Below are 1,789 nucleotides of genomic sequence, written 5' to 3'. Positions count from 1 at the left end.
GTCGTTGTCCGTCCCGTAGTCGAACTTGCCCTTGCTGACGATGAGTTGCCCGGGCTGGGCATTCGTGTACCATTCCAGAAGCTGTGTCTCTGCGTTTGTATATGTATATGCCGTATTTCCCTCGCCATAGTAAAAACGCAGGGGATTGAGAGATTTACCCGAGGGTATTGTGCACCCGATCTGCGTAAGCATGGATGTATTTTGAGGATATGAGGTTTGGTAAGTGAATTCATATGTGCGGAAGGTAGTGCCACCCGACTTGCATTCTATCCGTTGCAACAAACGATTTTCCGTTACTTTAAGCCCACTCTCGTATGAAACTATCGGATCTGGCCGGGTAGTAGCATATTGGAAGGTGACCGATGCGCCAGTATAGGTGATCGTGTTTAAATAGTAGCGGTTGTACGAAAGGGTATATGCGTAAGTGACGGTATTTCCTCTCAGGTCGGTAAGACTGGTGAGGGGATAGCTTAAGCGGTTTGTACTGTTGTCCGTATAGCCGAAAATACCTTTATTCCCATCCGGGTAGCTAACTTCAAAATAACGGATGATGCTGCCGCTTAAAAAAGCTGTTACTTTTACAAGTCCCTGTTCCGTTTCATAGTTTATCTGCGTGGAGGTTTCCGACAGTTTGATCAGGCGTGTGCCATCCAGCACGAAGGCGTCATCTTTTGTCAAGGCCACGCCCTGGGATTTCCCGTCATAGTAAATGCTTTTTCCAATCCTGTCTATCGTGGATAATCCTCCAATACTCCATCCCATGCCCATTACTCCATTGGCCGCCAAACTATTGTACATAATAGATAATGGTGGCTGGAAATTCTGTCGTCCAGGTGATATTTCTATGGGGATATTATACGTCATTGCACCGGATGGTGTGAGTGAAGATGTCATAGGTATCTCACCCACATCTTTAGTCTGGTCGACAGGATAGGAATCGGGAACATGGTTGTTGGTGAAATTCAAAGGCGCGGTCATGGCGCTTTTCGCGGCCTTGAACGATTGTTTGACAGGAACCCGCATGGATCCTATTGAAGGTTCCGGATACAGGGCATTCCTCACCGAGTCTTCCCATCGCTGTATCTGTTCTTCGGTCCATTTGTCCAAATCGGGGACATTCTTGCCGGTAATGGCCGGCGTGTTTTGCTGCGCCAGGGTGATACCAGCGCATGCCAGCATGCATATGAATACTGGGAATAAATTTCTCATGATCGTAAGTATTGAAAGTCACAACTTGACCAGTTCCCACCTGGAAGGATGGCCGTTTAAAAGGATATGGAGGATATAACCGCCGGAGGGAAGCTCTTCGAGCTCCACCAGGGTGGTCCCCCCTGACAACTCTTCTTTGGCGAGCAGTGTGCCTTCCTTGTCCAGGATGGAGTATTCTCCCGTAAGTGAGGAATCATATTCCTCCACGGCGATGGTGAGCTGTGGCCGCCCACTGCCGGTGTTGATGGCGAGTTGCCTGCCGTCGATAGTGTCAATGTAACTCCGTGGCGCTTCCCCCTCAATGTTATGGGCGCCCACCACAATGGTGCGGCTGATGCGGTTTCCCGCCGCGTCATAGGCATAAGACAGTTTTTGTTGTCCTTTGACAGTCAGGACTGGCAATAGCAAAGACGCCAATAAGATAATCTTTTTCATGAGTGTTAATTTTAAATCCGGAAAAATATATGATCGTCATGTCAATCGATCAGAAATAGAGGTCAGCTCCGTCATCATGAGAAATTCAATGATCGAGATGATCGGGGCTGAATTCTGCCGCAAAGCTAAAAAGAAAACCACAGGC

Annotated in this window: 2 protein-coding genes; both read right to left on the bottom strand. The window is 48.2% G+C overall.

Annotation, left to right across the window (positions count from 1 at the left end; translation table 11 throughout):
• A partial coding sequence (locus D7D25_RS17610) for a SpvB/TcaC N-terminal domain-containing protein (RefSeq protein ID WP_305000398.1) occupies positions 1-1,209 on the bottom strand: 1,209 nt, incomplete at its 3' end.
• 18 nt (positions 1,210-1,227) lie between these two features.
• Entirely contained in the window at positions 1,228-1,644 is a 417-nt protein-coding gene (locus D7D25_RS17605; RefSeq protein WP_122970211.1) for a hypothetical protein, read from the bottom strand.
• Between the last annotated feature and the right edge of the window lie 145 nt (positions 1,645-1,789).

This window comes from Proteiniphilum sp. X52, assembly GCF_003712195.1.
Lineage (GTDB): Bacteria > Bacteroidota > Bacteroidia > Bacteroidales > Dysgonomonadaceae > Proteiniphilum.
The sequence above is the reverse complement of the archived record's forward strand: the minus strand, read 5'-3'. Positions and strand labels throughout refer to the sequence as shown.